At 62.2% G+C, this 26,507-nt stretch carries 27 protein-coding genes and 1 tRNA gene; 14 read left to right on the top strand and 14 right to left on the bottom strand.

Annotated elements, in window-relative coordinates; translation table 11 throughout:
* Window positions 1-11 precede the first annotated feature (11 nt).
* The 7 genes from F6S08_RS25240 to F6S08_RS25210 all read right to left on the bottom strand — a co-directional run bounded on the left by F6S08_RS25240 (window position 12) and on the right by F6S08_RS25210 (window position 7,476).
* On the bottom strand, window positions 12-1,013 hold the full coding sequence (locus tag F6S08_RS25240) for an alpha/beta fold hydrolase (RefSeq protein WP_065948307.1): 1,002 nt from the start codon (window positions 1,011-1,013) through the stop codon (window positions 12-14).
* A 44-nt stretch (window positions 1,014-1,057) separates the two neighbouring features.
* Window positions 1,058-1,495, bottom strand: a complete 438-nt coding sequence (locus F6S08_RS25235) for a YqaA family protein (protein WP_027606736.1) — start codon at window positions 1,493-1,495, stop codon at window positions 1,058-1,060.
* 9 nt (window positions 1,496-1,504) lie between these two features.
* Window positions 1,505-1,951: a DUF411 domain-containing protein gene (locus F6S08_RS25230; RefSeq protein ID WP_065927328.1), complete on the bottom strand. Its 447-nt coding sequence runs from the start codon at window positions 1,949-1,951 to the stop codon at window positions 1,505-1,507.
* Window positions 1,952-2,032: 81 nt separating this feature from the next.
* On the bottom strand, window positions 2,033-2,491 hold the full coding sequence (locus F6S08_RS25225) for an SRPBCC family protein (protein WP_065948308.1): 459 nt from the start codon (window positions 2,489-2,491) through the stop codon (window positions 2,033-2,035).
* A gap of 78 nt (window positions 2,492-2,569) precedes the next feature.
* On the bottom strand, window positions 2,570-4,564 hold the full coding sequence (locus F6S08_RS25220; RefSeq protein ID WP_315872483.1) for a methyl-accepting chemotaxis protein: 1,995 nt from the start codon (window positions 4,562-4,564) through the stop codon (window positions 2,570-2,572).
* Between the two features lie 189 nt (window positions 4,565-4,753).
* Complete coding sequence (locus F6S08_RS25215; RefSeq protein ID WP_315872482.1) at window positions 4,754-6,316, bottom strand: M91 family zinc metallopeptidase; 1,563 nt, start codon at window positions 6,314-6,316, stop codon at window positions 4,754-4,756.
* Between the two features lie 164 nt (window positions 6,317-6,480).
* Window positions 6,481-7,476, bottom strand: coding sequence for an aldo/keto reductase (locus tag F6S08_RS25210; RefSeq protein WP_065927331.1), 996 nt, complete (start codon window positions 7,474-7,476; stop codon window positions 6,481-6,483).
* A 116-nt stretch (window positions 7,477-7,592) separates the two neighbouring features.
* Between F6S08_RS25210 and F6S08_RS25205 the strand changes: the two genes are divergently transcribed.
* Window positions 7,593-8,504, top strand: coding sequence for a LysR family transcriptional regulator (locus tag F6S08_RS25205; protein WP_065927332.1), 912 nt, complete (start codon window positions 7,593-7,595; stop codon window positions 8,502-8,504).
* Here F6S08_RS25205 and F6S08_RS25200 read toward each other — a convergent pair.
* The gene (locus F6S08_RS25200) at window positions 8,501-9,406 is read right to left on the bottom strand and encodes an AraC family transcriptional regulator (RefSeq protein ID WP_027606730.1); all 906 of its coding nucleotides are present in this window, start codon (window positions 9,404-9,406) and stop codon (window positions 8,501-8,503) included. The genes F6S08_RS25205 and F6S08_RS25200 overlap by 4 nt on opposite strands.
* 101 nt (window positions 9,407-9,507) lie before the next feature.
* On the opposite strand from F6S08_RS25200, the gene F6S08_RS25195 reads away from it, so the two are divergent.
* From F6S08_RS25195 to F6S08_RS25170, 6 genes are all read left to right on the top strand, one after another.
* Window positions 9,508-10,068: a carboxymuconolactone decarboxylase family protein gene (locus F6S08_RS25195; protein WP_027606729.1), complete on the top strand. Its 561-nt coding sequence runs from the start codon at window positions 9,508-9,510 to the stop codon at window positions 10,066-10,068.
* A 40-nt stretch (window positions 10,069-10,108) separates the two neighbouring features.
* A complete protein-coding gene (locus F6S08_RS25190) occupies window positions 10,109-11,170 on the top strand; it encodes an acyl-CoA dehydrogenase family protein (RefSeq protein ID WP_315872481.1) in 1,062 nt (353 codons plus the stop codon).
* Window positions 11,167-11,970, top strand: coding sequence for an ABC transporter ATP-binding protein (locus tag F6S08_RS25185; RefSeq protein ID WP_281113500.1), 804 nt, complete (start codon window positions 11,167-11,169; stop codon window positions 11,968-11,970). Before F6S08_RS25190 ends, F6S08_RS25185 begins: the two co-directional genes overlap by 4 nt.
* Entirely contained in the window at window positions 11,957-13,156 is a 1,200-nt protein-coding gene (locus F6S08_RS25180; protein ID WP_065941680.1) for an ABC transporter substrate-binding protein, read from the top strand. Before F6S08_RS25185 ends, F6S08_RS25180 begins: the two co-directional genes overlap by 14 nt.
* Window positions 13,153-13,920: an ABC transporter permease gene (locus tag F6S08_RS25175; RefSeq protein WP_065927338.1), complete on the top strand. Its 768-nt coding sequence runs from the start codon at window positions 13,153-13,155 to the stop codon at window positions 13,918-13,920. The genes F6S08_RS25180 and F6S08_RS25175 overlap by 4 nt, the downstream gene beginning before the upstream one ends.
* A 180-nt stretch (window positions 13,921-14,100) precedes the next feature.
* On the top strand, window positions 14,101-14,289 hold the full coding sequence (locus F6S08_RS25170) for a hypothetical protein (RefSeq protein ID WP_027606724.1): 189 nt from the start codon (window positions 14,101-14,103) through the stop codon (window positions 14,287-14,289).
* 8 nt (window positions 14,290-14,297) lie between these two features.
* Here F6S08_RS25170 and F6S08_RS25165 read toward each other — a convergent pair whose 3' ends face one another.
* The gene (locus F6S08_RS25165; protein ID WP_065927339.1) at window positions 14,298-14,678 is read right to left on the bottom strand and encodes a fe2+ zn2+ uptake regulation protein; all 381 of its coding nucleotides are present in this window, start codon (window positions 14,676-14,678) and stop codon (window positions 14,298-14,300) included.
* A 236-nt stretch (window positions 14,679-14,914) separates the two neighbouring features.
* Between F6S08_RS25165 and F6S08_RS25160 the strand changes: the two genes are divergently transcribed.
* Together F6S08_RS25160 and F6S08_RS25155 are read left to right on the top strand one after the other, a co-directional pair.
* Window positions 14,915-17,203, top strand: coding sequence for an acylase (locus F6S08_RS25160; protein WP_315872480.1), 2,289 nt, complete (start codon window positions 14,915-14,917; stop codon window positions 17,201-17,203).
* 212 nt (window positions 17,204-17,415) lie between these two features.
* A tRNA-Cys gene (locus F6S08_RS25155) sits at window positions 17,416-17,489 on the top strand.
* A 588-nt stretch (window positions 17,490-18,077) separates the two neighbouring features.
* Here F6S08_RS25155 and F6S08_RS25150 read toward each other — a convergent pair.
* Window positions 18,078-18,362, bottom strand: a complete 285-nt coding sequence (locus F6S08_RS25150; protein WP_065927382.1) for a hypothetical protein — start codon at window positions 18,360-18,362, stop codon at window positions 18,078-18,080.
* A gap of 177 nt (window positions 18,363-18,539) precedes the next feature.
* On the opposite strand from F6S08_RS25150, the gene F6S08_RS25145 reads away from it, so the two are divergent.
* Window positions 18,540-18,698: a hypothetical protein gene (locus F6S08_RS25145; RefSeq protein WP_162844265.1), complete on the top strand. Its 159-nt coding sequence runs from the start codon at window positions 18,540-18,542 to the stop codon at window positions 18,696-18,698.
* 280 nt (window positions 18,699-18,978) lie between these two features.
* Window positions 18,979-19,587 carry a LysE family translocator gene (locus F6S08_RS25140; protein ID WP_065927383.1) on the top strand — a complete coding sequence of 203 codons (609 nt, stop codon included), beginning with the start codon at window positions 18,979-18,981 and terminating at the stop codon, window positions 19,585-19,587.
* A 3-nt stretch (window positions 19,588-19,590) separates the two neighbouring features.
* On the opposite strand, the gene F6S08_RS25135 is transcribed toward F6S08_RS25140, so the two are convergent.
* Entirely contained in the window at window positions 19,591-19,821 is a 231-nt protein-coding gene (locus F6S08_RS25135) for a hypothetical protein (protein ID WP_141690759.1), read from the bottom strand.
* A gap of 80 nt (window positions 19,822-19,901) precedes the next feature.
* Here F6S08_RS25135 and F6S08_RS25130 point away from each other — a divergent pair, with 80 nt between their 5' ends.
* Both F6S08_RS25130 and F6S08_RS25125 read left to right on the top strand, forming a co-directional pair.
* Window positions 19,902-20,909 carry a GlxA family transcriptional regulator gene (locus F6S08_RS25130; protein ID WP_074846863.1) on the top strand — a complete coding sequence of 336 codons (1,008 nt, stop codon included), beginning with the start codon at window positions 19,902-19,904 and terminating at the stop codon, window positions 20,907-20,909.
* 48 nt (window positions 20,910-20,957) lie between these two features.
* Window positions 20,958-21,878 (top strand): ADP-ribosylglycohydrolase family protein, encoded by a 921-nt coding sequence (locus F6S08_RS25125; protein WP_065946921.1) that lies wholly within the window; start codon window positions 20,958-20,960, stop codon window positions 21,876-21,878.
* A 236-nt stretch (window positions 21,879-22,114) separates the two neighbouring features.
* On the opposite strand, the gene F6S08_RS25120 is transcribed toward F6S08_RS25125, so the two are convergent.
* From F6S08_RS25120 to F6S08_RS25110, 3 genes are read right to left on the bottom strand one after another with little or no spacing between them, the layout of a single operon-like run.
* A complete protein-coding gene (locus F6S08_RS25120; RefSeq protein WP_315872479.1) occupies window positions 22,115-23,374 on the bottom strand; it encodes an FAD-dependent oxidoreductase in 1,260 nt (419 codons plus the stop codon).
* A gap of 3 nt (window positions 23,375-23,377) precedes the next feature.
* Window positions 23,378-24,316, bottom strand: coding sequence for a dihydrodipicolinate synthase family protein (locus tag F6S08_RS25115; RefSeq protein WP_065946923.1), 939 nt, complete (start codon window positions 24,314-24,316; stop codon window positions 23,378-23,380).
* A 40-nt stretch (window positions 24,317-24,356) separates the two neighbouring features.
* Window positions 24,357-25,283, bottom strand: coding sequence for a 4-hydroxyproline epimerase (locus tag F6S08_RS25110; RefSeq protein WP_065927387.1), 927 nt, complete (start codon window positions 25,281-25,283; stop codon window positions 24,357-24,359).
* 211 nt (window positions 25,284-25,494) lie between these two features.
* Here F6S08_RS25110 and F6S08_RS25105 point away from each other — a divergent pair, with 211 nt between their 5' ends.
* A complete protein-coding gene (locus F6S08_RS25105) occupies window positions 25,495-26,256 on the top strand; it encodes an AraC family transcriptional regulator (RefSeq protein ID WP_027606712.1) in 762 nt (253 codons plus the stop codon).
* Window positions 26,257-26,507: the final 251 nt, after the last annotated feature.

The following is a 26,507-nucleotide window of genomic DNA, read 5'->3' as shown; positions in this document are numbered from 1 at the left end:
GAAAAGTTGGATTAAAGGGCGCTCAAGCCCTGCAACAGCGCCTGGTGAAACTTCGCCGGTTCTTCCATCTGCGGTGCATGGCCCAGGCCCGGGAACTCCACCAGTGTGGCATGGGGAATCAGTTTGGCCACTTGCTTGCCCAGTACCGCGTAGTTGCCGATCCTGGCCTTGACCGCCGGCGGCGCAACGTCTTTGCCGATGGCGGTGGTGTCGGCGGTGCCGATGAGCAACAGGGTGGGCATCTGCAGATGCTTGAACTCGTAGTACACCGGCTGGGTGAAGATCATGTCGTAAATCAACGCCGAGTTCCATGCGACCAGCGCGTGGCCGGGGCCATTGCTCAGGCCCGCATACATGTCTACCCAGCGCTCGTACTCCGGCTTCCAGCGTCCGACGTAATAGGTATTGAGCTGGTACTTGCGAATCCCCTCGGCGCTGACTTTCTGTTCTCGCGCATACCATTGGTCGACGCTGAGCGTGGGCACGCCCAGGGCTTTCCAGTCTTCCAGGCCGATGGGATTCACCAGCCCGAGCTGCTCGGTCTGCTCGGGGTACATCAACGCGTAACGGGTGGCGAGCATGCCGCCGGTGGAATGGCCTATGAGCGTGGCCTTTTGAATGCCGAGTTTTTCCAGCAATTGATGGGTGTTGAGGGCCAATTGCTGGAAGCTGTACTGGTAGTGGTCGGGCTTGCTGGCACTGCAGAAACCGATCTGGTCCGGTGCAATCACCCGATAACCGGCGTCGCTCAGGGCCTTGATCGTGCCTTCCCAGGTTGCGCCGCAAAAGTTCTTGCCGTGCATCAGCACCACATTGCGCCCGTTCGGCTGGCCCTTGGCCGGCACGTCCATGTAGCCCATTTGCAGGGCTTTGCCTTGGGATTGGAATTGGAAATGTTCGAGGGGATAGGGGTATTGGAAACCTTGCAGCTCAGGGCCATAGCTGGCGGCGAACGCCGGGGCGGCGCCGGCCGTCAGCAGGCCGGCGATGCAAAAAACGCGGGATAGAGGCATGGGCGGGGCTCCGGACAGAATGCTCGGATGCTGTTTGCGCGGGATTAACGGGGGATTAACACCCATTGCAGGGTCACGGCGGCGAGCACCGCGTATCGCAGGCCCTTGGCCAGGGTCACCAGCAGCAGGAACCGCCACAACGGTTCACGCATCACCCCGGCCACCAACGTCAGCGGGTCGCCAATGACCGGCAGCCAACTGAGCAGCAGCGTCCAGTGCCCCCAGCGCTGGTAATGATGGCGGGCCTTTTCCAGCTGCTTGTCGCTGACCGGAAACCAGCGACGCTGCTTGAAGTGCTCCACCCAGCGCCCCAGCCACCAATTGACCAGCGAGCCGAGGACGTTGCCCAGGGTGGCGATACCCAGCAGCAGCCACAGGCTGTAGTGCCCGCTGATCAAGAGGCCGACCAGCACCGCTTCCGATTGCAGGGGCAGTAACGTCGCCGCGCCGAATGCGGCAAGAAACAGCCCCAGGTAACCCATCGGCACCGATCAGTGCGCCGGGTAGTCCGCCAACACCACATCCTGGCCATCGCGGGTCAGGCCGATGACTTGATAGGCCTCGGCATGGCCGTCCATTTCCATGCCGGGCGAACCCATGGGCATGCCCGGTGCGGCAATACCCAGCAGGTCGTCGCGCTTGCGCAAGGCCAGTACCTGCTCGGCGGGCACATGGCCTTCGACGAACTTGCCGTCGATCACGGCGGTATGGCACGAGCCCAGGCGCGGGGCCACGCCCAGCCGTTGCTTGACTGCACTCATGTCGGCTTCGACATGGTCTTTGACCTTGAAGCCGTTGCTTTCCAGGTGGCTGATCCACTTTTTGCAGCAGCCACAATTGGCGTCGCGGTGCACATCGATGGGGATCAGGTCGGCGGCCTGGGCCAGGGTGGTGGTGAACAACACTGAAAGCAGGGCCAATCGCAATGGGATTTTCATGGAGGTCTCGTCCAATACCGGGCAGTAAGCCGGGCATTCTCCCTGCTTTTATCCGTGGGACGTCGGGTTAATGTTTCAAAATTATACGGAGAGCGAGTTTTCCATCCGCTGCTTGAGCCGGTCCAGTGCAATCGCCGACAGCGCGATCATGCGTTCATGGAGGCTGGCCAACTGCAATTCGGTTTCATAGGTCAGCACGCGCTTGAACAGGGTGCCGTCGCGAAAGGGCTGCAAAAAGTAATGAATCGAGCCGTCGACGGCCAGTGAGGTGAACACCGTCTTGAACTCGTCGGGACGCCGGGCGATCTGCACGCGGTAGCTCATGGGCACGCGCACGCCCAGCAAGTCGATCATTTCGGTAAAACGTGCGCCGGCGGGGAGGGGGCCGCTGGTGCCGGTGTCGGCACCGAGGGAGGTGGGGTGCCATTCGTGCCAGCGATCCGGTTGGGTCACATAGTCGTAGACGGCATCGATAGGGGCCTGGATAAAACGTTCCTGACTGATCCGATCCAAGCGGACCGACTGCTCGACAGCGCGCATGGCACACCTCCTGTGTGGCTGTGAACTGTCAGAATAGTCCCACTCCCGCACATTGCACGGGAGTGTTTCAGCCATTTATCAGCGCACCTTGAACCGGCCCATCAACGCAATCACCCGGCCATTGGCGTCCAGCAGGCTTTGTGTATTGGTTTGCGTGGCATGGCCGCTCTGCACCAGCTCTTCGACCATATGTCGGATATGCACCATGCTGCGGTTGATCTCCTCGGTCACCGCGCTTTGCTGTTCGGCAGCGGTGGCGATCTGGGTGCTGAGGTCATTGATATGGCTGACCGAACCGGCCATCTCGTCGAGGCCGGTGTTCACCCGTGCCGTGGCATCCGCCGCCGACTGGCAACTGGCCTGGGTGTTCTCCATGGCCGCCACCGACGAACTGACACCGGTGGTCAGGCGTGCGAGCATTTCATTGATCTGCGAAGTGCTGGCCTGGGTACGCGCCGCCAGGGCGCGGACTTCGTCGGCCACCACCGCAAAACCACGACCCTGCTCGCCGGCCCGCGCGGCTTCAATCGCGGCGTTGAGGGCCAGCAGGTTGGTCTGGCCGGCAATCGCGCCGATCACGCCGAGGGTTTCGGTGATGCGCGCGGCGTCCTGGCGCATGTTCTCGACGGTGTGGGTGGCACTGGCGACCTCGCCGATCAGCGCACTGACGCTGGTGGACGCTTCACCCACCACCACGCGGGAGCGGTCGGCGTGTTCGTTGGCGCGCTGGGTGAACGAAGCGGTTTGCGCGGCGTTTTGCGCCACTGTGTCGGCGGTGGAACTCATCTCGGTGATGGCGGTGACGGTCTGGTCGGTCTCCGAGGCGTGGCGCACCAGGATGCTGTTGGTGTGGGCCGAGGTGTGCTGCAATTGCTCAAGGCCCGATGACATGGCGCCAGTGGCCTGGGTCACTTCGCCGATCATGTCTTGCAGGTAGACGATAAAGCGGTTCACCGAATGGCCGATGGCGCCCAGTTCGTCTTCGGCGCGGATGGTGATGCGCCGCGTCAGGTCGGCATCGCCGGCGGACAGTGCGTCGATGTTGGTCTTCAGGATTTTCATGCGCTGCACCAATTGGCGGATCGCATACACCGCCAGCAGCACCAGCAGCAACACCATGGGGATCTGCAACAGGGCCAGGCTGCCGAGTACGTCATCGCGCTGGGCGGTGATCAGCGAGGTGGGCAGGGCGGTGGCGAGGAACCACGGCGTGCCTTCGATGGGGCGCATGTAGAAGGTGCTGGCCACGCCCTGGTTGTCGAACTCGTTGCGCTGCAAGGCTTGGTCGCGATGGGCCAGGGCCTTGCTGACCTGGGCGGCAAAGGCCGAGGTGCCGGTCAATTCACTGATGTTCTTCAATACCACCGGGCTGCTCAGGCGCGTGCTGTTGCTGATGATCTTGCCATCGCCTTCGACGATCAGCATTTGCCCGCCGATGTCCTTTTCCTTGCTGGCTACCAGTTCGTTGAAGAAGCCCAGGGTCACGTCGATGGTGGCCACGCCGTACGCCGCGCCGTCACGCTGGATCGCCATGGCGCAGTTGGTGCGCGGCTCCTGGCTGGCGTCGTCCTTGTAGGCCGCGGCCCAGGCACATTGGCCGCGTGGCGATGCGAGACCGCCCTTGTACCAGCTCTGGTCGTAATAGTTGGGGGCGGGGTCGCTGTTCCAGAAGGTGTTCACTGCCAGCTTGCCCGAGGCATCGCGGTGCCAGAAGGTGCTGTGCTTGTTGCGACCCGGCGTGCGCTGGTTGGGCAGCGGCCAGATACCGCCGCCGAAGACCTTCAGCTCACCATATTGGTCGACCAGGCCCGGCAGGACCTTGTCGATGGCATCGCTGTCGAGCAGGGGAATGGTCTGGGTGATGGTGCGTTGCTGGGACTGAACCTTGTTGAGTTCGCCCTGGATCTGCTCGGCCACCTCACTGATGCGGTTGAGCACCACCTGTTCCTCGGTATGGCGCAGCGTGGGCGCGACCAGTTGGCCGATGCCGACGACCGTCAACACGAACAACACCAGGACGAACAGCACCAGGAACAGGGTATAGCGGGCTTGGATGGAACGCAGTGGGGGCATGGGGGTCGTCCTTACGAAGCGTTTATTATCGACGCGGCTGTTTTGGAGCTTCGTAGGGCTATCGGCTTGGCGAGGAAGAGCTTTAGGTACGGAGGTGCCAAATCAGGTTTTTAACATGGCGAGGCCAGCAGTTGCCTCGCCATGGGGATTACCGCTTATCGAATCAATGCCTGGCTTGCCGGCGCTGTATCACTCGCCGCGACCTTGAGGGCTGGGTGTCCATAAGTAGGACTGCCTCAAGGGTTTGCCCATTTCTGCATTCAGGGCGTTCTCGGTGAAGTGTTTCGGATTGGTTACACGCGCTGATGTCGAGGGAGGGGTGCCGTCCTCGGAAGGTTCTTCAACGTAGGGTAAACCGATGACTTGACGTTCACCATTCTCGACAAGGCCGTCGTCCCCCGGCGCTTCGCGGGTGTACCCATGCTCGGTTGTACCGGTTGCGTAGGTGTAGGCGTGGTTTATCTCATGGGCGAGACCGGTTACGGGCACGATTGTGTGGGTACGCTCGGCGTTTTCGATAATAGATGGCGGGTCATAGTGAATGATGCCGCGAGTGACGCGGAAACCGGGAACGCCATCCGTGATATGCCCGTAGGTTCCGGCTTCTGCGCTTTCGCGCTCCTCGGGCGTCAATTCATCCAGTTCACTACTGCCAGGAACGTATTGGGTACCGCCGTTACCGATCGGCTTGATGGTAACCTTGCCGCCATTTGCCACCGCGAGCTCATCCATTTGTTTGAGTGCTTGTTGCCCTATGGGTGAACTGCGCAGAAATTCAAAATCGTCGGCGACGCGCTGCTTGAAAGCCTGTGCGTCCTCCTCCGGGGTCTCAGGGGGAGTTTCTACACTGAATCCCAGGTTGCCGGCATTGCTTGGCTTCACTTCGGTGAAAGTCGAACCCCTGGTGCGGTCGAAACCATCCCTGGCCTTGGCGTAGATAAGGTCCTTGGGCTGGCTGTTCCAGATAGTGTCGTTTCCTTTGCCGGTGTAGAAGGTCGTGCGCTCGTACCCTGCAAGGACGTCATCGCCATTGCCCCCATGTGCAACGGTATGTCCGCTGCCTGCAAGAAGTACATCGTTGTCGTCGCCACCGTCCAGATAGGTCTGCCTGGTGGAGGGGCCAAAGCCTGCAATGAGCAGGTCCTTGCCTTTATTACCGTACATTACGCCATTGCCGGGACCTCCCATGATTGTGTCATCGCCGTCGTTGCCCTCGGCATAACCCAGGCCGCTGCCCACCTGCAGGATATCGTTGCCAGCCCCTCCGAAAAGCCTGCTGCGACCTCCGCCCGCCTGGAGATAATCGTTGCCGTCGCCGCCTTTCACGCTCACGCGAAGCTTGACGTCATCGTCGATGATGACCGTGTCGTCACCGCCGTGGCTGTCGATGAAAAGCTCGTGCTCGCTTCTTTCCTTTGTATTGATATCGACTAAATGCGGTTTATCGTTGATGAAGATCTGCAGCTTGTCCACCGACCAACTGCGCACGTGGATACGGTCGGCGGCATTACCGGTTTCCACGTGGAGATAACTGGTCAGGATCTTCGGTCCCTTGAGGTCATCTGGGTTCCAGTCAACGACCCTGCTGATTTTGGTGTCACCGTCGACAAGCAGCGTGTGGGTGCGGCGGTTCACGATGCCTGGCGTCAGGTCGGTGGGAGGGGTGAAGTGCGAAGCGTTTGTTTCAGCGAAAGGCTGGGGGAGTTGGGCGTAGAGTCCGGATGTCAGGGAATGGGCAAGTGCAGATAGCATCGGCATGTCCTCTTGGGTGTGCGTGTAAGGGCACCCTGATTACGTATCAGGGTTGCTATTACGTGGAACTCCGACTGAGAAGGTTCCCCGCCCCCGGAGGGGCTTTAGTGCTAAACGTGTTGGCGTCGGAGCACCGCAAACCGGGTGCCCCTTGAGCTTGGCCGTCAGATATCCAGCATGGCCATCACCTCTGCGGGATAGCGCAGGCCGGCACTTGCATCGGCCGGAAAGATCCTCTCCAGTGCCGCCAGTTCAGCCGCGCCGAGTCGGATCGACACGGCCGCCACGTTCTCCTGCAGGTACTTGCGCTGCTTGGTGCCAGGAATCGGAATAATGAAGTCGCCTTGTGCCAACACCCACGCCAGCGCCAGTTGCCCGGCAGTGACGCCTTTGTCTGCCGCGAGGGTTTGAACCTGCTTGACCAGTTGCAGGTTCTTCGCGAAGTTCTCGCCCTGGAAGCGTGGGTTGGCGCGGCGGTAGTCATCGGCATCGAAATCCTCCGGGCTTTTCAGTGCGCCCGTCAGGAAACCTCGGCCCAGCGGGCTGTAAGGCACAAACGCAATCCCCAGGCGTTGGCAGGCCGCGAGGCAGCCGTTGCTTTCCTGGTCGCGGCTCCACAGGGAATATTCGCTTTGCAGGGCGCTGATCGGGTGCACCTTATGGGCGCGCTCCAGCGTGGCGGCGGATGCTTCGCTCAGCCCCAGGTAACGCACCTTGCCTTGCTGCACCAGCTCGGCCATGGCACCGACGGTTTCTTCGATGGCCACCTGCGGGTCGATTCGGTGCTGGTAGTACAGGTCCAGGGTGTCCACGCCCAGGCGCTGCAAGGTACCGTTGATGGCATCGCGAATGTACTCGGGGCGACCGTTCACTCCACGCACCGCCGAATTGGCCGGGTCACGCACAATGCCGAACTTGCTCGCCAGGAACACTTGGTCACGTTTGCCGGCAATGGCTTTGCCGATCAGTTGCTCATTGGTGTGGGGGCCGTACATATCGGCGGTATCCAGAAAATTGACGCCCAACTCCAAGGCGCGATGCAGGGTGGCAGTGGCCTCCGTGGTGTCGGTGCCGGGGGTATAGAAGTCACTCATGCCCATGCAGCCGAGGCCGATGGCACTGACGTGGGGACCGTTCTTACCGAGTTGACGAGTGTGCATGGGTGCAGCTCCTGATGAGGTAGGACGCCATTGTTACCCTCGACAAAACCTGGATAAACCGGCTAAAAGCACTATCACTATTGGTAATTTCTAAATAATCCTCCTGGAGTCGGCCCTTGGATCGTTTTAACGCCATGCGTGTGTTTACCCGGATTGTCGAGTTGGGTGGATTTGCCAAGGCCGCCGACAGCCTGCAACTGCCGCGCGCGTCGGTGACCATCCTGATCAAGCAACTGGAAGCGCACCTGGGCGTGCAGTTGCTGCAGCGCACCACGCGCCAGGTCAGCCCGACCCTGGACGGCGCTGCGTATTACCAGCGTTGCGTACAGTTGCTCACCGACCTGGAGGAAACCGAGGCGGTGTTCTCCACCCGCCGCCAGAACCCACGCGGCACCTTGAGCGTGGATATGCCCTCGGGGATCGGGCGCTTGATTGTGATTCCCGCGTTGCCGGCGTTCACCGCGCGCTATCCGCAGATCGAATTGGACATCGGCCTGAACGACCGCCCGGTGGACCTGATCCGCGAAGGTGTGGATTGCGTGCTGCGCGGCGGTCCGGCCCTGGATGAGTCGCTGGTGGCCAGGCCTTTGGCAATGATGGACCAGTTGACCCTGGCGAGTCCTGTGTACCTGGAGCGCATGGGCATACCGGCGGGCCTCGACGACCTGGCCAATCACCAGATGGTCGAGTATGTCTCCACGGCCAGTGGCAAGCGGTTCGGCCTGGAGTTCCTGGTCGACAACGCCGTGCACTCGATCCAGTTGCCCAAGCGCGTGGCGGTCAACAGCTCCGATGGTTATTTCGCTGCGTGCGAAGCCGGCTATGGCCTGATTCAGGCGCCGCACTATCATGCGATGCGGCAACTGGCCGAGGGCCGCCTGGTGCCCGTGCTGGCGCAGTTGCCGGTGCCGAAAATGGCGCTGACGGCGCTGTATCCGCCCCATCGCCAGTTGTCACAGCGGGTGAGGGTGTTTGTGGATTGGCTGGTTGAGCTGTGTGGTCGGCCGGGCACCGGTTTGCAACGCTAGGCCTGGGCCTTGCGATAAGCGCCGGGTTGCTGCCCGGTCACTTTGTGGAAGGCTCGGGTAAACGCCGCCACAGACTGATAACCCACCGCCACTGCGACATCCGCGACCGTCTGGTCCTGCTTGAACAATTGGCAGGCGTGGCGCATGCGCATCATCAGCAGCACCTGGCCGGGCGACTGCCCGCACAATTCAGTGAAGCGCTTGAAAAACGCCGAGCGCGACAAGCCGGTGCAGGCCGCCATGCTTTCCAGGGTCCAGGCGTCTGCCGGGCGGGCGATCAAGTGTTCCAGCAGGTTCGCGAATGCCGGCTGGCGACCCAGCGCGGCCAGGCCACCGAGTGCGTGGTTATCCAGCACTTGCTGGCGCAGTACATACAGGAACAGCAGGTGGCACAGGCGCTCGAGCAAGGCCGCGGACGGCGCCGGGTCGCGCTGGCACTCTTGCAGGATCAGCTCGAACAGGTTGCGGGCGGCCGTCAGCGAGGGGTCGCCGGCCCGCAGGACGATCCACGCGGGCAGGGTATCGACGATCATCGCCGACAAGCCCGACTGGAAGTGAAAGAACCCGCACACCAGCCCCACGCCGTCGCTGGCGCCGTTGTCCAGGGGCAGCATCGGGCGTCGCGGACACTCCCGCGCGCCGGCCGCCGTGGCTGCTCCGGACAACCGATACTCAAGGTCACGGAGCAGGAACACCGCGTCGCCGTTGTTCAACTCGACGGGCGTGGGTTCGCCGGCGATATGCAGCCAGCACTCGCCCTGCACGATCAGGTGGAAACTCGCTCGCGCCAGGCCGTGGGTGCTGGCATGCCAATCGCCGCAATAGCGCCCGACATGGAACAGGCTGGTGTTGAGTTCGAGGCTGTCTAATAACCAATCGACAAGGGCACTGGAAGAATTCATCTAATGGAAAGACTCAAGAGCAAGTAATCGCTACTTTAGCCTATTGAGAGGATTTCTTATAACCAACAGACTGGATACACGACCCCTCAGGAGACCGCTCCATGTCCCGTGTACCGCTGCTCACCCCGCAAACCGCGCCACCCGCCGCCAAGCCGCTGCTGGAAAATGCGCTGAAAGCCTCGGGTTTCATCCCCAATCTGCTGGCCGTGTTGGCCAATGCCCCGGCGGCGCTGGAAACCTACATCACCGTCTCGGGCCTGAACGCCAAGGCCGAGCTGAGCCTGGCCGATCGCGAAGTGGTGCAGTTGATTGCCGCCACCACCCACGGCTGCGATTTCTGCGTCGCCGGCCACACCGCCGTGGCGCGCAACAAGGCCAAGCTGCCGGAAGAGGTGATCGACGCCCTGCGCCAGCGCGGCGAATTGCCCAATGCCCGTTATGAGACACTCGCTGCCTTTACCCGGGAAGTCATTGCCACCCGTGGCGATGTCAGCGATGCCGGTTTCGACGCGTTCCGCGCCGCCGGTTACACCGAAGGCCAGGCCCTGGAAGTTATTTTGGGGGTGAGCCTGGCAACTCTGTGCAACTTCGCTAACGTGTTTGCCCGTACCCCGCTGAACCCGGAGCTGGCGCAATACCGTTGGGAAAAACCGGCCAGCTGAAGGGCAGATGGCCCTGCCGCTTTGACAAGGAGAAACATGAATGCTTGACCCGATCTTGAGCCGTTGGCTCGATGTTCAAGCGCAGGCCCTGGATGTGGGCAGTTGCGATCCCCAGGAAGTGCTGCCACGGCTGGCAGAGGCCAACATACTGCGTATCGGTGTGCCAAAAGCCTTCGGCGGCTTGGGCGGCGATGTGGCCGGCGCCGTCGAGGCCATCGCCCATGTCGCCAGCCATTCGTTGGCCGCGGCGTTTGTGTGCTGGGGCCAGCGCTCGTTTATCGAGTATTTGCTGCAGAGCCCGAATGAGCGGCTGCGCGAGCAATTGCTGCCGGACCTGCTCAGCGGCAGGCTGGCGGGGGCGACCGGTTTGTCGAATGCGATGAAGTTCCTGTCGGGCATCGAGACGCTGCAGATCAGCGCCGAGCCGAACGACCATGGCTGGACCCTCAACGGTCGCCTGCACTGGGTGACCAACCTCCGCAAGAACGGCTTTGTCGCGGCGGCGGCGGTCGAGCATGCCAGCGGCGGCGCGCCGTTTATCCTGGCGATCCCGGATTCGGTGGCGGGTTTGCAACGTTCCGGCGATCTGGAGCTGCTCGGCCTGCAATCGAGCAACACCGCCGCCCTGGGCCTCGAAGGTGTCGAGCTGAGTCGCGAGTGGTTGCTGCATGAGGATGCACGCAAGTTCCTGCCGGCCGTGCGCCCGGCGTTCCTGGGTTTGCAGTGCGGTATGTCGATCGGCCTGGCCCGGCGCTCGCTGGCGGAAGTCGCCCATCACCTGGGCGCGGCCCGCACGGTGTTGCGCGAAGAACTCGAAGGGTTGCGCGGGACCTTGGATCACCTGGTGACCGAGCTGCAGAATGGCCTGCTCGCCGGGCGCTTCGCCGCTGAGCCGGTGGCGCTGTTCAAGTTGCGCATCGGCCTGGCCGAAACCGCCGCCAGCGCGGTGCAGCTGGAACTGCAGGCCAGCGGCGGCAAGGCCTACCTCACGGCCCATGGCAGTGGGTTTGCGCGGCGCTGGCGGGAGTCGGCGTTTGTGCCGATCGTTACGCCCAGCCTGGTGCAATTGCGCACCGAGTTGCAACGCCAGGCCAACCTGTGAGCCCGGTGGTATTGAGTGCCCGGGGCATTGGCCTGGGGTACGCCGGCGGCCCGGTGCTGCAAGGCTTCGACCTGCAATTGCAGCGCGGTGAAGTGGTGTCGATCCTGGGGCCCAGCGGGGTCGGCAAGTCCAGCCTGTTGCGGGTGCTTGCCGGCTTGCAGGCGCCCCAGGATGGCAAGGTGCAGGTGTTGGGCGAGCCGTTGAACGGACCCCATCCACGTGTCGCCGTAGCGTTCCAGGACCCCAGCCTGCTGCCCTGGTTGAGCCTGGAAAAGAACGTCGCGTTCGGCCTGGATTTCGCCCGCCAGCCGCACCTCGGCGCTGATGAGCGCCGCCGGCGCGTCGACCACGCCATCGCGGCGGTTGGCCTGGAGCACGCCCGCCAGCAATTTCCGGCGCAGCTGTCCGGCGGCATGGCCCAGCGCACCGCGTTGGCCCGTTGCCTGGCACGCCAGCCCCAGGTGCTGTTGCTGGATGAGCCCTTCGGTGCGCTGGATGAAGTGACCCGTGCCGATATGCAGCACCTGTTGCTCAAGGTCAACCGTGAGCAGGGTTCGGCGGCGGTGTTGATCACCCATGACATCGACGAAGCGCTGCTGTTGTCCGACCGCATCCTGCTGCTGGGCAACCGCCCGGCGCGGACGCTGGGCGAATGGCGCATCGACCTGCCGCAACCACGGGAAGAACAGGTGGAAGCCATCGGCGCGCTGCGCATCGAGATTCTTAAAACCCTACGGCAGGCGAGCCGCCCTCAACCCCAACCCCTTGACCTGCTGGAGCCCAGCCATGTGCCTGGATGACCTGACCCACTCGCGCCGTGACTTTCTCAAACTTTCCGCAGTCCTCAGTGCCGCCGGCGCCTTGCCGCTGCTGAGCAGCCTGCAGGCCCGCGCCGCCAGCGAGCCGGATGCGCCGGTGCGCATCGGCTACCTGCCGATCACCGACGCGACGCCCTTGCTGGTGGCGCATAACAACGGCCTGTTCGAAGCCGAAGGCATCAAGGCCGAGCGCCCGGTATTGCTGCGCAGTTGGGCGCAGGTGATCGAGGCGTTTATCTCCGGGCAAGTCAACGTGATTCACTTGCTGTCGCCGATGACCGTGTGGGCACGCTATGGCAGCCAGGTGCCGGCCAAGGTGGTGGCGTGGAACCATGTGGGCGGTTCGGGGCTCACCGTGGCACCAGGCATTACCGAGGTGAAGCAACTGGGCGGCAAGTCGGTGGCGATCCCGTTCTGGTATTCGATCCATAACGTGGTGGTGCAGCAACTGTTCCGCGACAACGGCCTGACCCCGGTGGCGCGTGCTGCCGGCAGTGCGATCGGCGCCAATGAGGTCAACCTGATCGTGCTGCCGCCTTCGGACATGCCGCCGGCCCTGGCCAGCCAGCGCATCGACGGTTATATCGTCGCCGAGCCGTTCAACGCCCTGGCGGAGAACCTCAAGGTCGGGCGTGTGCAGCGGTTTACCGGTGACGTGTGGCGCAATCACGCGTGCTGCGTGGTGTTCATGCACGAACACGACCTGAACAATCGCCCGGAGTGGTCGCAGAAAGTCGTGAATGCGATCGTCAAGGCCCAGGTGTGGACCCGTGATAACCGCGCAGAGGCGGTGAAACTGCTGTCCAAGGACGGCCCGAACCGCTACACGCCACATGCCGAGCCGGTGTTGAGCAAAGTCCTGGCGCCAGCCGCTGCCGACCGCGCGGCCTACCTGGCCGATGGCGCGATCCGGCATGCCGACTGGGACGAGCACCGCATCGACTTCCAGCCCTATCCATTCCCCAGCTACACCGAGGAATTGGTGCGACGTTTGAAGGACACGCTGATCGAGGGGGACAAGAAATTCCTCGCCGATCTGGACCCGGCCTTTGTCGCCAAGGATCTGGTGGATGACCGCTTTGTGCGCAACGCCATCGAAGCGGTGGGCGGCATGGGCACCTTCGGCTTGCCCGAGGGCTTTGAGCGGACCGAGGAGATTGGCGTTTGAACAACCGCAGAGTCCCGGGCTGGTTGCTCGGGTTGAGTGGCCTGGCCGGCCTGTTGTTGCTGTGGTGGCTGGGGGTGAAGGTGTGGGGCGATGGGGGCGGCCTGGCGGCGCGCTTTTCGCTGGCCGCCACCTTCAGCAGCCTGTGGGAATTGCTGGGGCGCGGTGAGCTGTATCTGCATATTGTCGTGAGCCTCAAGCGCATCTTCGTCGGGCTGTTCCTGGCCTTGCTGGTGGGGGTGCCGCTGGGGCTGCTGGTGGGCAGTTCGCGCAACCTGGAAGCGGCGACCACGCCGGCCTTCCAGTTTCTGCGGATGATCTCGCCGCTGTCCTGGATGCCCATCGTGGTGATGCTGATGGGGGTAGGGGACCAACCGATCTACTTCCTGCTGGCGTTTGCTGCGGTGTGGCCGATCATGCTCAACACCGCCGCCGGCGTGCGCCAGCTCGACCCGCGCTGGCTGCAGTTGAGCAGCAGCCTGAGCGCCACGCGCTGGGAAACCTTGCGCCGGGTGATCATCCCCGGCGTGGTGGGGCACGTGCTGACTGGCGTGCGGCTGGCCATTGGGATCCTGTGGATCGTGCTGGTGCCGTGCGAAATGCTCGGGGTCAGCGCGGGGCTTGGCTACTACATCCTGGATACCCGTGATCGCCTGGCCTATTCGGAACTGATGGCGATGGTATTGCTGATCGGGCTGCTGGGGTTTGCCCTGGATGCGCTTGCACGCGGGTTGCATCAGCGGTGGGTGCATGGGGGGAGCCAGTGAAGGCATGGCCTGAGCCCGGCGGCCCACCGCCGTCGGGGTGAGCGGCACACCGGAGGAGCCAAAGCTTTTCATCACCTGTAACATAAGACCCTGTCGACCCCGTGCATCCCGTCGCCGGGTATGTGCCTGGCGTGTTCGGCGATACACAGTGAATACATTCTTCCGGTTCAGGAACCCGTCATGACCCAAAAGCAACGCTTGAAATACTCGATCCTGATCGCCCTGGCGGTACTGGCGACGATGTTTGGCCTGTCCTACCTGCAGAACATCGGGTTTATCAGTGAGAAGACATTCCAGACCATCGCCATCGCCGTCGCGGTCGTCGTGGTGGTGATCAACGGCATCATGCGCCGCAAGGTCAAGCTTTAAGGTCAGCCTCAGCTTCGAGCGTCGAGTACCTTGGCAGCCTCTTCATGGAGGCTGTAGCTTTTATCCGCGTTAAGGGTGATCACGCCTTCGCTGCACAGGCGCTTGAGCACCTCGCGCACACTCAGGAACGACAACGGGATCCCCAGCTCCAGCAAATGGCTGTGCACGCCACGTACCCCCAGGGTGCGCTGGTTGTCGGCGGCGGTGAGCAGGGCGTCGATGACCTTCAGCCGGATCAGGCTGGTGCGCAGGCCGAAACACTTGAGCAGGTGGCGAATACGCTGGTTGCCTTGCTGTTCGGGGGTTTTGCCGAACGCTTGGGCGCCGTTGCCAAATTGGCTGTCGGCTGCGGGTGAATGTCCGTCCGTGGGCACTTGCGGGTTGTACATGCAAAAACTCCTTATCAGAGCCTGATCAGGAAAATGATGGCGCTCTTAGTCAATAAGACGAACGAGCGTGCAAAATCATGAAGGGTGTGATGTAGAAAATTTGTCGGTATCGGCTTTGTCACATCTGCAGCGCCTCGGATAAACCCGCTCCAGGGTTAAATTTCTCCCGGTTTTTTGCGTCTTTACGGTGGGGTGGTTACCCCTGTGAGGGTGTTCAATTTGACTGCGGAGTCTGTGTGATTATTTCCAACGGGTTGGCCAAGGTGTGCGTGACGGGGCTGTTGCTGGGGGCGAGCCTGGCTGCAACAGCACGGGAATCGACAACACAGGCGTCGGCGGATATCCGCCGCACCAGTTTCGGCGTGCCGCATATTCGCGCCAATGACGAGCGTGGCCTGGGCTTGGGGATCGGTTATGCCTATGCCCAGGACAACCTGTGCCTGCTGGCCAATGAATTGGTTACCGTAAACGGCGAGCGGGCCCGGTACTTCGGCCCCGAGCAGTCGACCCTGGAAGAGCGCAACAACCTGGCCAGCGATGTGTTTTTCACCTGGCTGAATACACCGGGCGCGGTGGCGGCTTTCTGGAAGACGCAAAGCCCGCAGATCCAACAGCGCATGCAAGGCTACGTGGCCGGCTACAACCGTTACCTGAAAGAGCAGGGCGCACCCGCCCAGTGCCAGGCGGCCTGGGTGCGGCCGCTGGTGGTTGAAGACCTGGTGAAATTGACCCGCAGATTGTTGGTGGAGGGCGGTGTCGGCCAGTTCGCCGAAGCCCTGGTCGGCGCCGCGCCGCCTCAGGCCTCCGCGAGTGTGCAACCCAGCGCCAAGGCATTCGAATTGGCCGCCGCCAATCAACAGCGCTTCAGCCTGGATCGCGGCAGCAATGCCGTGGCGGTGGGCCGCGACCGCTCGTTCAATGGCCGTGGCATGTTGCTGGCCAACCCGCATTTCCCGTGGGTGGGCGGCATGCGCTTTTATGAAATGCACCTGACCATCCCCGGCCAGCTGGATGTGATGGGCGCCGCGCTGCCCGGCCTGCCGGTGATCAATATCGGCTTCAACCAGCATGTGGCGTGGACCCATACGGTGGACACGTCCAAGCACTTCACCCTGTATCGCCTGACGTTGGATCCCAAGGACTCCAAGCGCTATATGCTGGATGGAAAATCCATCCCCCTGGAGAAAACCTCGGTGACGGTGCAGGTCAGGCAAGCGGACGGCAGCGTGACGCCGGTAACCCACTCGGTCTACAGCTCGCAGTTCGGCCCCGTGGTGCAATGGCCCGGCAAGCTGGATTGGGACACTCACCACGCCTTCAGCCTGCGCGATGCCAACCTGGGCAACGACCGCGTCCTGCAACAGTGGTACGCCATGAACCGTGCCACGAGCCTCAAGGACCTGCAAACCTCGGTGCACACCCTGCAAGGCATCCCGTGGGTCAATACCCTGGCCGCCGATGACCAGGGCCAGAGCCTGTACATGAACCTGTCGGTGGTGCCCAACGTCAGCGCGGCCAAACTGGCGCAATGCAGCGACCCGCGTGCAGGCCTGCAGATGATCATGCTCGACGGTGCCCGCAGTGCCTGTGCCTGGGACGTCGACCCGCGTGCCGCCCAGGCCGGCATCTTCCCCTCCGACCAGTTGCCGCAGCTGGAGCGTAGCGACTACGTGCAGCACTCTAACGATTCGGCGTGGCTGGCCAACCCCAAGGCGCCCTTGACCGGCTTCTCCCCGGTGATCAGCCAGGACCACATCGGCCTCGGCCCGCGCGCACGCTTCGCCCTGCAACGCTTGCAATCCCTGGAGGCGCGACCGATCAGCGTCGCCGACCTGCAAAACATGGTCATGGACAACGAGGTGTACCTGGCCGGCCAGGTCATGCCCGACCTGCTGGAATTCTGCGCCAAATACCTCGGTACCGACGCGACTGCGCTGAAGTCGCTGTGCACCAGCCTCAACGACTGGGACCGACGCGCCAACCTCGACAGCGGCCTGGGCCTGGTGCACTTCATCAATTTGGTTGAAGACCTGCAGCAACTCCCCGATGCCTGGCGCGTCGCGTTCGACCCGGCCCAACCCTTGACCACCCCACGGGGCCTGGCCATCGAGCGCGCCCCCGTGGCCAAGGCCCTGCGCGAAGCCATGCTGGCCTCCAGCGCAGCCGTGGCCAAACTCGGCCTCAACGCCGACAGCAAATGGGGCGATATCCAGGTCAGCGGCCAAACCCCGATCCACGGCGGCCCGCAAGCGCTGGGGATCTACAACGCCATGCAAACCGTGCCCCGGGCCGACGGCAAGCGCGAAGTGGTCAGCGGCAGCAGCTACCTGCAGATCGTCACCTTCGACGACCAGGGGCCTCACGCCCAGGGCGTGCTCGCGTTTTCCCTGTCCAGCAACCCGGCATCCCCCTACGCCAAGGACCAGACCCAAGCCTTCGCGCAGAAAAAACTCCGCCCACTGCCGTTCACCGACGCCCAGATCAAGGCCGACCCGCAGTACCAGCAGCAGCTCATCAAGGAGTAGGGCAGACGCGCAACCCCTTGATGCCAATACGAAATATTTTTGAAATCAAGGGGTTGCAGGCAAAAGCAAATGAGTACATAATGGCGCCCATCGAACGCAACGAAGCATTAAAAACTTCAATGTATTCAATGAGTTAGAGTAGAGGCAGGGCTCTATGGCCCACTCAAGTTTTTATACGGTGAATGCCAGTGGCAAGGGCATTGATCGTTTGAGGCCGAGTAGCAAAATGGTTATGCAGCGGATTGCAAATCCGCCTACGCCGGTTCGATTCCGACCTCGGCCTCCACTCTTGAAAACCCCGTAGATTAACGTCTACGGGGTTTTTTATTGGGCGGAAGAAAAGGCCCGGGTGCCAACCTCTCGAGCAGGCCGATCTACCTTCCTCCGCATCCGCCTGTGCAGGCGCCATTCCCTTCCCGTTGTGTACAGCGTTGTGCCGTGTCCCTCCCACGCTCGAAGGTTTTTTCGACGAGTGACGTTTCTAGATCAAGGGTCAGGAGGCTTTTAAGGTTGTCATGGCCCGTGTTGGCGACTACCCTGAAAATGTTCGTATTGTTACGAATAATTTCGGTTGTGGCTGTTTTCAAGTCACGCTACTTCAGGATGAGGAACGAAAATGTTTTCACACGAAGGTCCCGCAATAGAGCTGCTGCTATTCATTTTTGGTCTGGCGATGCTACTTTTGGTCGTTTGGTTTTTTCATCATCAATACGAGCGGAAGACGGGGAAGGGTGTTAAAAAACTACATGATCTCGACGAGAAACGCTCAACCTGACGCTGCTGTCGAATGACCTGATCGAGTCGGCTCCCGCTGGCTCGCACTATTCGCTGACGTAAAGATCGAGGGCTGGCTACGATTTCCGAGTCGAGGCCCTCATTCTTGAGCGTACTGAACTCTATCTTCAGCGCCAGTCTCTGACCTGCTGATGCGCTGCGCCTTCACTTCACCCGCGTACCTGGCGATTTTATCCCGCTGAGTTGCCAGCAACGTGCCGATCTTCATTAGCGCCAACGCCTCACTCGGCGTCCTGCTGCTGTTTGCCAGGGCTGTCAGTTCAACCACGGACCAGCCAATGACTGCAGTTGCATCTTCCAGGTCATAAAACAATTCCTGCTGGGCAGTTCTGGGTCCATCGAGGCCCTGTATCAACTCTTTCATCTACTTCTCCCTTTGGTGCTGATCAGGTAGCGAAGTTGGCCTTACTCGCATCAACGAATGACGTGTATCCACCCCAACACAAACCCTACCAAGACGTTACACGAAACTCATGACGGACTTCATTTACCGAGGTCTTACTTGACGTACACCCAACCTTGTAAAGCAGAGAGCGTTGTCATGAAGTTGAATTACCTAACCAAGGCGGCTGTTGTTGTCGCGCTGTTGTCGACCTTGTCGGGCTGCTGGATATTCATGCCGCCGGGCGGTGGCGGGGGTGGTGATCACGGCGGTGGTGGTCATGGTCAAGGCGGTGGCCCAGGCGGTGGTCCGCGTTAACCGTTAGTCAACCAGAGGTGGGCCATGAATTATGGCTCACCTCTTTTTTGCCCCGTATAAATCCCAGGCAAAGAAAAGCCCGCGATGGGGAGCACGGGCTAAAAGGGATGTTCATTAGGAGCTGGGTTCACCATAAGGCCGCGTCTGTGAAAGCTTTGTGAAAACGCCGGAGCCATCTGAACCTGAAGTGTATGCCTCGATCCGTGCCTGGCTGTACGGGGCGCCGGGCGGCATAACCCACTACTGTCGCAGGCCTACCACACTGCTCGGATGCCGCACCATGTCCATGTCTACCAGCCTGCTGTCAGCCTTTGTGCTGTTCGCCTTCGTGTCCTCGATCACCCCAGGGCCGAATAACACCATGTTGCTTGCCTCGGGGGTGAACTTCGGGTTTCGTCGCTCGATGCCCCATGCGCTGGGGATCAGTATCGGCTTCATGCTGCTGGTGATTTCGGTCGGCCTGGGCCTGGGCGAAGTGTTCAAGGTATTCCCGTGGGCCTACACGGTGTTGCGCTATGTGGGCGCGGTGTACTTGCTGTACCTGGCCTGGAAGATCGCCACGGCGGGCGGCATGTCCGATAGCAATGATGAACACGGCAAACCCATGACGTTCTTGGGCGCGGCGGCGTTTCAGTGGGTGAACCCCAAGGCGTGGATAATGGCGCTCGGGGCCATCACCACCTATACGCCGGCTGAGGGCTATGTCACCAACGTGCTGGTGATTGCGCTGGTCTTTGCCGTGGTCAACCTACCCAGCGTGTGCGTGTGGGTCGGGTGTGGCAGCGGCTTGCGTAATGTGCTGCGCGAGCCGCGCTGGTTGAGGCTGTTCAATTGGTCAATGGCCGGGTTGCTGGTGCTGTCGCTGTACCCGATGTTGTTTGCCGGCTAGGTGCTAAACCGGCGAGATGGTCGCCAGCAGGCCGATGCCGATGGTCAGCACCAAAAAACCGAACAGGAAAATCGCCATCTTGGTCATAAGGCCTCCGAAGGAAGGGGGTGGGGATGGGGGCCATTGTCCGCCCAGGCGGCGTTTCAATACAGGCGCAGATAGCAAAGAAAAAACCGTATCAGATGCGTCGGCGAGGGTTCTGCCACGGGCTTTTGGCGCCCGTGGTTTTTTCAAGATCAGTGCCTGAGACAGCCAGCGTTTTTCCCCCTAAGATGGCGCCCATTGCATCAACAATAAAAGTGGGCCAATCCTCGATGGAAAGACGCCAGTTCAGCGGTGGCATGAAAGGCAAGAACCTGCGCTACCTCAACGAAACCTCCCAGCCGGCATCGGTCACTCGCGTCGGCTTCCTGCTGCTCGAACATTTTTCCCTGCCGGCATTCACCCAGACCCTCGACACCGTGGTCACCGCCAACCTGCTGCGACCTGATCTGTTCGCCACGCGCACCTTCGGTTGTGACGACGGGGAAGTCATCAGTGACCTGGGCCTGGTGATCCGGCCGGATGCGCGTCTCGATGCGCCCGCGCTGCAAGGCCTGGATCTGCTGGTGATCTGCGGCGGCTTTCGCACCGAACTCAAGGCTGACGACCAACTGATCCAACTGCTGCGTAGTGCCGCCGAGCAGGGCGTGAGCCTCGCGGGGTTGTGGAACGGCGCATGGTTCCTCGGCCGTGCCGGCCTGTTGCAGGGCTACCGCTGCGCCATCCACCCCGAACACCGCCCGGCCCTGGCGGAAGTGTCCAAGGCCACCCACGTTACCAGCGAGCCCTACGTGATCGACCGCGACCGCCTTACCGCGTCGAGCCCCTCCGGCGCCTTCCACATGGCCCTGGACTGGATCAAAAGCTTGCACGACAAAGCCCTGGTCGAAGGTATCGAAGACATCCTGGCCTTCGAGGAATCGCGTTACCGGCGGATCAAACCCACTGAAAACGTCAGCGTCAGCGCGCCCCTGCGCGAAGTGGTCAAGCTGATGGATGCCAACCTCGAAGAACCGCTGGAACTCGACCAACTCGCCGTCTACGCCGGCCGCTCGCGCCGCCAACTGGAGCGCCTGTTCAAGGAGCAACTGGGCACCACGCCGCAGCGCTACTACATGGAACTGCGCGTCACCGAAGCACGCCGGTTGTTGCAGCACACCGAACTGTCACAGGTGGAGGTGCTGGTGGCGTGCGGGTTTGTCTCGCCAAGCCATTTCAGCAAGTGCTACAGCTCGTATTTCGGATATCGCCCCTCCAAGGAGAAGCGGTTGGTCAAGTAAAGTGACTGCCGCTCCGTGCACTCCGACATGATTTTTCAAGGAGGACCCATGTCTCTTACACGTTTGGATCGTTATCGCGGCAGTTTGCTGGGCTTGGCCTGTGGCGATGCAGTCGGTACCACGGTCGAGTTCATGCCCCGTGGCACATTTACTCCGCTCACCGATATGGTGGGAGGAGGGCCGTTCAACCTCAAGCCCGGCCAGTGGACTGACGATACTTCAATGGCGCTGTGCCTCGCCGAAAGTCTGTTGCGCAAAGAGGGGTTTGACGCGGCGGATCAGATGGGTCGCTATCTGAATTGGTGGAAATGGGGCTATTTGAGCTCCACCGGCGACTGTTTCGATATTGGCCTGACCGTGAGTAAAGCGCTAACGGCCTATCAAGACAGCGCAAACCCCTTTTCAGGTTCTACGGATCCGTATTCCGCCGGAAATGGTTCGATGATGCGCCTTGCACCGGTGGTGTTGTTTTACTTTCCGGACCTTCAACGTATCCGCCATTACGCCGCCGAAAGTTCGCGCACCACCCACGCTGCTCTGGAAGCAATCGAGTGCTGCCTGGTGCTGGCCCAGGCAATCAGCAATGCGCTTGAGGGTGTTTCAAAGGATCAGGTATTGCAGTTGGCGCAGATGGACCTCGCGACCGCCAAAGTCGCCGCACTTGCGCAGGGCAATTACCTGGAGAAGTCGCGTGATGACATCGCCGGCACCGGCTACGCCGTGGCGTCCCTTGAGGCCGCACTCTGGTGCTTCCACCATACCGACAGCTTTGCGGCGGCAGTGCTGATGGCGGCCAATCTGGGCGATGACGCAGACACTACCGCAGCCATCGTTGGTCAGCTGGCCGGTGCGTATTATGGCGCCCAAGCAATTCCTGGCGGCTGGTTGGAAAAGCTGTGGATGCGCGAAGAAATCCAAGGCACGGCGGATGCCCTGTTGGCTGCTTCGACCGGTAATCTCGTGCAGTGAAGCGAGCACCGTCTGCAAAACCATGAAGATCAAATGTGGGAGTTGTCGAGCTCAATTGTGGTGAGCGGGCTTGTCCCGCGTTGGGCTGCGCAGCAGCCCCAAAACCAGGCGCAGAGGAGTGCCTGAGACTCGGCATTCGTCTTGATCAGGGGCGCTTCGCCCCCCACGCGGGGCAAGCCCGCTCACCACATGAAATAGCTTGTGCAAGTTGCTGTGCTTGGACGTGGCGGTTCTTCTCAAAACCGCCCCAGTCGATACGGCCCTAGCGCCGGCAACCCCGAAAACGCAGGCGCCCCCGACGCCAATTGCCCCACCATCTCCGCCGTCACCGCCGCCTGGGTCAGCCCCAGATGCTGATGCCCGAACGCAAGCAGCACCTTCCCGTCACACACCCGATCAATAATCGGCAGCGAATCCGGCAGCGACGGTCTGAAGCCCATCCACGGGGTCGCGTCCTCTGCACTCAAATCCTCACGAAACAACCCCTGGCTCAACCGATGCAACTGCCACGCCCGCGCCATGTTCGGCGGGCGGTCGAGGCCGGCGAATTCCACGGTGCCGGCCAGGCGCAGGCCGCCTGTCATGGGTGTCATGATGAACTTGCGCTCCAGGGACGTGACGGCAAACGGCAGGCGCTGATGTTCATGGGGCAGCATCAGGTGATAGCCGCGTTCGGTATCCAGTGGGACTTTTTTGCCGGTCAGGGCGGCGGTGAGTCTGGCCGAGTGGGCGCCACAGGCGATCAGCACCTGGCGGGCGGCAAAGGTGCCTTGATCGGTGCTCACGGTGACGCCATCGCCTTCAACCCGCGCATCCAGCACCTGGTGTTGGAGGAACTGCACGCCACTGGCCTTGGCCGCCTCCACCAATTCGCAGACCAATCGGTAAGGGTCGAGGAAGTGCCCTGTTCGCGGGAAAAACAGGCCGCCCTGGATCTGGGCGCCCAATTGCGGGGCAATCCTTCGGATGGCATCCGCCGACCAGAAATCCACCGGCACGTTTTGCGCCTGCACGCGCCGTTGCAAGCCATCGATGGCCGCGCGGGAGTCTGAACGTTCGAACACCAGCAGCGAGCCATCTTCGCGCAACAGCTCCGGGCGCTGAATACTGGCCAGCAACCGTTGCCAGGCGCCAAAGCTCGCTTCATTGAGCGCGCGCAGACCCGTCACCGTGCCCTGGTAACTCGCCGGGCGCAGGTTCAGCAGCAGGCGGATGAACCAGGGCAGGGCGCGTGGCAGGTATTTCCAGTCCAGGCGCAGCGGGCCCATGGGGTCCATGAGCATGGCGGGCAAGCGCTTGAGGATCGACAGGTCGGCGATCGGGAACACTTGCTCGGTCGCCAGGTGCCCGGCGTTGCCGTAGGAGGCGCCCATGCCGGGCGCCTGCTGGTCGATCACCCGCACTTTCCGCCCCTGGCGCGCCAGCTGCAGGGCGCAGGCAACGCCAATGATGCCGGCTCCGATTACGGCGATATCCGCAGGGTCAGGGTCGTGCATCAGCTACGCCTCTCTCGACCAGTTGGCATACCACTGGCGAAACAGCGCGTACTGGGTTTCGGCGTAACGCCGCTGGGCATCGCTGAGCACGTCGGTCTCGTTGAAGTGCAGGGCGTAGCCCTGGTCGCCGTTGAGTACCATCAGGTGCTTGTAATACAGCACCAGGTCGCAGCCTTCGTCGAAGGACGACAACACCGCCAACGCCGCTTCCAGTTCCCGCGCCAGGCGCCGGGCCTTGGCATCGCCCTTGGCGGCTTGCTTGCTCAGGGCCACCAGGTGCAGCACTTCGCGGGGCAAGGCATTGCCGACGCCGGTGATCGCGCCCGTGGCGTTGCAGTTGACGAAACCGTGCACCACCTGGGTATCGACGCCGACCATCAGTGTCACGCTGTCGTCCTGGGAGGTGATGTGCTCGGCGGCATAGCGCAGGTCGGCAGCGCCACCGAACTCCTTGAAGCCGATCAGGTTCGGGTGTTCGCGACGCAGTTCGAAGAACAACTCCGCGCGAGTGGCGAAGCCGTAGTAGGGGCTGTTGTAGATCACCGCCGGCAGGTTGGGCGCGGCCTTGAGGATCGCCGAGAAATGCGCCTTTTGCGCCGTGGCGGACGCACCTCGGGACAGCACGCGCGGAATCACCATCAAGCCCTGGGCGCCGACCTTGGCCGCGTGGGCGGCGTGGGCCACCGCCTCGCGGCTGTTCACCGCGCCGGTACCGACAATGGTCGGCACGCCGGCCGCCACCAGGCGCGCCACGCCTTCCTGGCGCTCGGCTTCGGTGAGCAACGGCCAGTCGCCCATGGACCCGCAATACACCACGGCGCTCATGCCGATATCGATCAACTCGCGACCCTTGGCGACCAGCGCGTCGAAGTCCGGCTTGCGCGCGGCGGTGCATGGGGTCATCAGCGCGGGGACGCAACCGGTGAAGATGTTGTCGCTCATTGTCCTGGCTCCTTGCAGCGTTCAATCAAAGGGGTTGGGCTCAGATGCCCCAGGCAAACGGGTCTTGCTCGTCGATCAGCAAGGTGCTGTCGGCGGTCATGTAGGCGCGGCCGGTGACGAAGGGGATGACACGTGTGCCGTCCCATTCATATCGGCCTTCGAAGCGGCTGCCGGTGATGCTGGCTTGTACCCAGGTATCACCGGGGGCGAGTTTCCCATCGGCGGCCAGGCACGCCAGCTTGGCGCTGGTGCCGGTGCCGCAGGGCGAGCGGTCGTAGGCTTTGCCAGGGCACATGACGAAGTTGCGGCTGTCGGCGTGGGCGTCGTCGGCGAACAGTTCGATATGGTCGATCAGGGCGCCGTCTGCGCCGTGGATGCCCTGGGCCTCGAGGGCCTTGAGCATCGCCCAGGTGTAGTCGGTGAGAGCGTCGACGTTGCTCATCTCCAACGCCATGCCATGCTCGCAGACCAGGAAGAACCAGTTGCCGCCCCAGGCAATATCGCCCTGGACTGCGCCATGGCCCGGTACATCCACCGTCACCTGCTGGCGATAGCGATAGGCAGGCACGTTGCGCAGGGTCACGGCACCGTCGTCGTGCAAGGTCGCGGCCACCGTCCCCACCGGGGTGTCGAGGGTGTGCACGCCCGGCTGGATAAGCCCCAAGTGCTGCAGGGACGCCACCAGGCCGATGGTGCCGTGGCCGCACATGCCCAGGTAACCGGCGTTGTTGAAGAAGATCACCCCGCAGGTGGCGCCCGGGGTGACGGGCGCGCAGTACAGCGCCCCCACCAGTACGTCATTGCCACGGGGTTCCAGCAAGCAGGCGCGGCGCCATGGGTCGTGCTCCGTGCGCAGGTTTTCCAACTGGTCGGCGATGCTCGCGCCCTTGAGCGCGGGGAAGCCGGTCATCACCAGGCGCGTGGGTTCGCCGCCGGTGTGGGAGTCGATCACATGCAGTCGCTTCATAACGTGCTCCATCAATAAGAGCTGTGGGCTGCCTTCTTGTGAGTGTAGGGATAGGCATGCAGTGGCCCTATCGTGAACGCGCAGGCTGGGCGGCGATTGATGTTTTTTGCCGACATCGATGACGAAATCAGCACAGTTCGCCCTGCTCGACAGCACCCCAGGCATGGGGCAATCTGCTTGCCATCAAGGTGACAGCCGGGGAGAGACACTCATGCTTCAACGCGCGTTTGCGAGCCTTTGCCAAGGGGCCAGCCCTCCCCACAGCATCGAGCAGCTACTGGCCGGTGTGGCGCAGCTGCTGCCAATGCTCGACGTGATCCCCAATGCCGCCATCTTCATCAAGGACCTGGAGGCCCGTTACGTCCTCGCCAACCGCACCCTGGTGCAGCGCTGCGGCCTCAAGCAGCTGCAACCATTGCTGGGCAAGACCAGCGCCGACGTCTTTCCCGCACCATTGGGACCGGGCTACACCGAGCAGGACCGGCGCGTGCTGCAGCAAGGTTTTGTGCTGGAAGACCAACTTGAACTGCACCTGTACGGCAGCCGCGAACCCGGCTGGTGCCTCACCCACAAATGGCCGCTGTACAACCACGAAGGCCGCATCATCGGCCTGGCCGGGATCTCGGTCGACCTGCAATCGGCCAGCCAAACCCACCCGGCCTACCAACGCCTGGCCGCTGTGGACGAGCATATCCGCACGCACTTCAACCGCCGTGTCACCCTCGGTGAACTGACGCGCATCGCCGGGATTTCCGTGGCGCAACTGGAGCGCTACTGCAAGCGCGTGTTCCACCTGACACCCCGGCAGATGATCCAGAAAGTACGCTTGGAACACGCCCATCGGTTGCTGCACAGCGACATGCCGATTACCGAGGTCGCGCTGCAGTGCGGCTATACCGACCACAGCGCGTTCACCCGACAGTTCAAGGCATCGACGGGGTTTACGCCGAGGCAGTATCGGGAAACCTGCTGAGAGCCCGACTCGATTCCCTTGCTGTCGAGCCTTGGCGAGGCTGCGTCAGGCGCGCTGCCGACTCAAGCTCGAGCCGCGGCCGACGCAGCCTCGCCGGGGCTCGACAGCTGCTACGAAAACCAATCCACCTCACGGCCCCACCCCCGTAGCAGCTGCCGAGCGCAAGCGAGGCTGCGTCAGGCGCGCTGCCGATTCAAGTCCGAGCCGCGGCCGACGCAGCCTCGCCGGGGCTCGGCAGTTGCTACGAAAAC

It is taken from the genome of Pseudomonas sp. JV449, assembly GCF_032424295.1.
Lineage (GTDB): Bacteria > Pseudomonadota > Gammaproteobacteria > Pseudomonadales > Pseudomonadaceae > Aquipseudomonas > Aquipseudomonas marginalis.
This window is presented reverse-complemented; position numbering and strand designations above follow the sequence as displayed.